The 5,441-nt window shown below is 63.5% G+C and carries 2 protein-coding genes; both read right to left on the bottom strand.

The window, feature by feature from the left end; all coding sequences use genetic code 11:
• The coding region (pglZ, locus tag KDB67_RS16250; RefSeq protein ID WP_291017717.1) for a BREX-1 system phosphatase PglZ type A at positions 1 to 2,422 on the bottom strand (2,422 nt) is incomplete at its 3' end.
• 13 nt (positions 2,423 to 2,435) lie between these two features.
• Positions 2,436 to 5,441: BREX-1 system adenine-specific DNA-methyltransferase PglX (gene pglX, locus KDB67_RS16245; protein ID WP_291017715.1), on the bottom strand; the 3,006-nt coding region annotated here is incomplete at its 5' end.

Below are 5,441 nucleotides of genomic sequence, written 5' to 3'. Positions count from 1 at the left end.
TTTCGGCGTCCTCGTTGAGGACCAGTTCGATGGTGGTGCTGCGGTCACGGATGTCGGCGGCGGTACTGTCCACGACGATCTTGCGCCGGCCTGACAGTTCGGTGCCGTCCTGGGCGTAGACGCCGACGTCGAGGGTGCGGCCACGGGTCTTGCCCGACACCGGTTCGCGTTGCAGCAGCGTCACCATCACCGTGCTGGAGGTGATGGTGGGTGTGCTGACGTTGACGTCGACGGTCACCTTGGTGGTGGTGATCTTGCGCGACTGGGTCAGCGTGACGAGCGGTACGACGATTTCCTGCAGGCTGGTCCCGCCGTGCACGTACTGCACGCCGCTGCCCTGTTTACGGAGCCGGTGCAGGCCGCGTGGTGTTTGGACTTCGAGGTCCCCGTCGAGCCCGAGCTGCTGCGACGTCCAGGTGGTGAACGACGGATGGTCGCGCAGTCCCCGACCGATCACGTGGCGACGGCCGTCGGCCACCACCTCGTCGCCGTGGGCGGTTTCGCTGAGATAGTCCGACGGTGCGAGTTCGGATCGCTGATACAGGAACCCGTGGTCGGCGGTGACGAGCACCCGGCTGGCGCGCATCTTGCCGCTGCCGAACCGTTTGATGAGCCGGGTGATGTCGTCGAGTGCGTCGGCGCATGCCTTGGGTGTCTGATGTGGTGTCTTGTGACCGGTGGCGTCGATGGTGTCGTGGTAGACGACGACGGCTTCGTGTTCGCGCCACAGCTCGTATCGTTCGCCGGCACTGAGGCCCATCACCTCGGCATAGTTGGTTGCGGCGATGTTTGCTTTGCCCCACAACAGATCCCGGGCGAAGAGACCGGATGTGGACTTTCCGTCGGCGAGAACGGTCTCGCCGCCCGCGAGCTCGAGATGATCGTGCGGCAGCATCGCCGCCATCCCGAGGCACGTGATCGACGGAAGCGGGGACAGTCGGGGTTCGATGGTGGCGGTGAACGAGTCGCTCGCGTTCATTCGTGCCGCGAGTTCCATCCCCACCTCGTAGCGGAATGCGTCGGAGACGATGACGAGGGTTTTCGTCTTAACGGCCGGCAGGTCGTAGCGGGCGAAACCACGCAATCGCTCGATGCCGGGGATGTCCCAGCGGTCGAGGGTGTCGATCTGCTGCTGCCAGGCGTGCGCGAGCCGGCGCTGGTAGTCGTGGACGTACCGGTGTTCCACCCGATCGGTGAGTTCTTTGCCGATCTCGATTTCCTGCTGTTCGATGTGGTGGCGGAACAATCGGTAGGCGCGGTCGATGCTCGCCCACCTGGCGGCGTAACTGGTGATGCCGTCGGCGGGGTCGGCGATGACGGGGACGAATGTTTCGATACTGCTGAGGCATTCGGCCGCCGCACGCAGCGCCGTATAGCTGTGCTCATTCTCGGCGTACCAGGTGGTGGCCGACCTTGCGCGGACGATCTCGTCGACGGCACCGACTGTCATGGTGCTGCGGTGGATCGCGTCGGCCAGTCCACGGATCACGTAGTCGTCGACGATCGGGAACACATTCCGGTCGGCGAGGCCGGTTACCGAGGGTGTGTTGGTGCGGAGGTGTTCGGCGATGTTGAGGTCTTCTTGCGCCCGGGTGGCGAGGGTGGAGAACACGCTGCGCGCCTGCGGGTCGTCGCGGAATCGTTCGAAGTCGATGCGCGCGGCGTTGCGGGCTTGCGGCCAGCCGGTCCACGCCTCGTTGAAGATCCAGGTGGCCAGGCCCGCGACACTCGGTGTGCCGGTGGTGTATCCGTAGATGCCGGCGCATCCCGACCACAAGAAGTCGGCCAGTCCGGCGCCATCCAGGGCCTGATATCCGGTGTCATCGTCGTCGGCGTACTCGGTGAGGAGTGCGACGACGATGCGGTGCAGCCGATGGCTGCCGGGGCCGTGCAACCCCAGGATTTCGGCGGACAGGAAGGCCCGCAGGTCGTCGGCGAGTTTCGCAGCGGGCCGATCATCGGGGACGTCGGTGAGGCGTTCACTGATGGCGGCGAGCCTGCCCGGTGCGCCGAACGAGCCCAGATGTTCCTCGACCACCGTGTTGACGCCCTTGTCAGTGAGGCCCAGGTCGTGGATGAGGATGGCGGCAGTGTCGGCGGCAAACACGCCGTAGCCGACTTCGATGTCGAGCAGCCAATTGTCGGCGCGGTCGGGTTGCGGGCCTGTCCGGTACACGAGTTGCCGCAGGTCGTCGGCCGGTTCGCCGTCGACGATGCCGTACACCCGGCACTTGGTGCCCAGCTCATTGCTCTCGACGACGTGGGTGGTGAGGGTGTAGCCGCGTTCGGCGACGGCCGACTCGATGTCGGTGAGGTGGTCGCGGTAGTCGCCGCCGGTGTCACGCCAGGTGAGGATGGGTGTGGTGGCGAATCGTTCGACGAGCAGGTCGGCGATCCGATCCGGCGATGCCGCCGCGCTCATAGCTTTGTCACCGTCATAGCCCCTTCACTTTCCGCAGGACGGCGGCGAGTTTCGGATAGTTCTGTTTCACGCCGTCGTCGAGGTCGAGCGCCACTTCCGCCGTCGACAGCGGGAATAGGTGCTTGGTGATCCATTCCCGGATCTCCCGCTGCCGGGCGGTGAGATCGTCTCGTTCCTTGGTCAGCTTCGTCTTCTCGGCTTTGCCGGCGGTGGGTAGCGCGTGCTCGATGGTGTCGAGCCGGGCTTGCAGCTTGTCGACGAGCGGGTTGGCGTACATCTGCCGCACCAGACCGAGGGTGGCCGGGGCGTAGCGGTGCAGGTAGAAGATCGCGTTGAACCCCTTCTCTGTCTTCTGGTTCGACGAGATCTGCCAGTAGATCGGGCGGTTCGAGTACATCTTGCAGTGGTCGTCGTAGAAGTTCTTGAGAAAGTACTGGCGGAGCGGTTTGCGGTTACCCGAGCCGAGAGCTGTTTCGAGCCATTCGACATTGGCGTTCAGATTCTCCGGGCCAAAGGCGACGCTGAGAAACTCCCGCATCCTCGCCACGATGTCGTCCTCGAAATAGTGCTCGGAGGTGATGGGGATGATTCCGTCGTCGTCCGGCCGGAACCGGGTGTCAGGAACCTTGGCGTCGAAGTCGGCCAGCGTCGCGCCCGCGTCCGCGAGGATCAGACCCGGCTTGTCCAGGCTGTAGCGGCCCATCATGCAGCCCACCGCGTACGAGACGAGTTCCCGGGCGAGGTCCAGGTTGAACAGGGTGCGGTACTCGTCCTCGGTGCGGGTGGTGCCCTTCGTTGGGGCGTAGCGGAAGTACGGGTTCTGGGTCAACGAGACTCGGGCGAGTGGGACCTCGCAGTCCACCTCGTCTTCGAGGTCGTAAAGCTTGGCGAAGTAGCAATTGTTCTGTTCCTCGAGTTCCCTGACACGGTTCGTCGTTGTGATAGCAGCCCGCCACCGCGACTCGGAGTGCGATTCGATGGACCCGTCACCCAATACGACGACCAGGTTCGCGCCGTACACCCATGAGATCTCGTAACCGTCCCAGTCGGCGCGCGCATGCCTTATCAACTCATCTACCACAGGGACGACGCTCTCGCTATCCGCTGGGATAACGGGAAGGTTCGCGATGTGGCCGACCTCGAAATGCATAGCGGGAGACAAGACCGTCAGCAGACTCTCACACAACGTCGAGTCGAGGAAGCCCATCAGCGATGGGAGCTGTCCGTCCTCACCGAATGCCGCCTGGCCCACGTGGCTGAAGATGAAATCACTCGGATAGTACCGAAATGAGGGGGCACCTGTTGAAACATTTGACCATGACACACAATCACGGAAATAGTAGTCAGGGTTGCGGATTACCGACCGCGGCCGGAAGTCCCAAAGTTCCTTTCCATCTACCTCCCAGTTGATGACGAAATCCTGATTTCCCCACCACTTTCTGAAGGATCCGCCCTTGTTGTGCGGAAACCACTTCTTTCCAGAGTCCTTTGCCTCACCACGGCTGGACATTCCGAAGCCGGTACGGTTGGCCGACACCTCGAACCACTGGCGGAGGAAACGGTCGTTGTCAGCTGTTGCGAGCCCTTGGCGAGGGTGAGCGACGTCCCCAAGTCGCTCACCTTTCGCGAAGGCCGCCTTCATCGCCTCCGACAGCCAGTACACGATGGGCGACTCCGGAACCAACGTGAAGTCGTGCATCGACGCACCGAACACGACAGCCGGATCCCCGGATTCGATTGCATCGCCGAGCATCTGCGCCTTCTCCGCCTCGTTTCTCCCCGATACCAGCCGGAAGAACCGGCCCTGGTGCCCGGGCCGGGATTCGGCGTCGATGACGAAGGCGGTGGTCTGTACGACTTCTCCACTGATGGAGTCGAACCCACGGGTGCCGAGGTGCGCCATCGATGCCAGGTGCCCCCATTCGGGTATCCGGGCCCGGAACTTCTTGTAGGAGGTGAGGAACATCCAGGAGTGCATGGTGACCATGGCGACCGACCCGGCGGGCACGGCAAGTTCCACGTTGCGTTCGATGAACATGGCGTACAGGTCGGATTTGGTTTCCGGGTATTCGCGTTTGGCGAATGCGCTCAGCTCCGCCCCCATGTTGCCGCTTCCGAGGTACGGCGGGTTGGCGACCACCACGTGGTACTGGCCGTCGACCAGTGCCTTGGTTTGCCTCAGGATGGCTCGCGCGCTGAGCATGATTTGCAGCGACATCTCGCTGGTGAGATGACCTTCTGCTTCCTTGTCCTCGAATCCGCCGATCGCCTCGGTGAGCGCGTGCACGGCGTCAGTATCGACGCGGATGAGGGAACCGAAGGTGTCGGCGTCGGCGAAGGCGGTCAGGAGATCACCCACCGCGGCCCGATCGGCGGGGGCGACCCCTTTGAGGAATATGTCGGTTTCCCAGTCTTCGAAGGCGAGGGGCCGCAGCCACACGATGTCGGGCTGTACGGCATCCTCGCCGGACCGGGTAAGGAATCGCCGGTCCTTGGCTCGCGCCTTCATGGCGAGCGCGAAGGACGCCAGTTGTGCTGCCCGCTCGTCGATTTCTATTCCGCGAAGGTTGTTGGCGAGGATGAGTCGCGGGATGGAGCTGGGTGTGTAGCCCTCTTCTTCGTAGATGCGGTACATCAGATCAAAGGCGTAGGTGAGCATGTGCCCGGACCCGCACGCCGGGTCGACGATGCGGATTTCCTCGGGTGTCGACACGGTGACGCCGGTGTCGTCCTGGCCGTCGATCGGTTCGACGTAGTACGTCATATGGTCGCGGAGCCCACTGCCGGGTCGCGACCGCAACCAGAGACGGCCGAGGGAGTTCTCGACCAGGTACCGGACGATCCAGTCCGGTGTGAACAGCTGGGTGACCGCCGGAAGTTCGGCGGCGTCGATCGGCACCTTCGACTTGTTGATCTCCTCCTTGAGGTCGGCGTTGTAGAACTGGTACAGCCAGCCCACCACCTCGACGTCCTCGCAGACTTCGGCGTCCATCACCTCGACGGCACGGGCCCGCACCGA

Source organism: Gordonia sp. (in: high G+C Gram-positive bacteria), from assembly GCF_020438995.1.
Taxonomy (GTDB): Bacteria; Actinomycetota; Actinomycetes; order Mycobacteriales; family Mycobacteriaceae; genus Gordonia.
The sequence above is the reverse complement of the archived record's forward strand: the minus strand, read 5'-3'. Positions and strand labels throughout refer to the sequence as shown.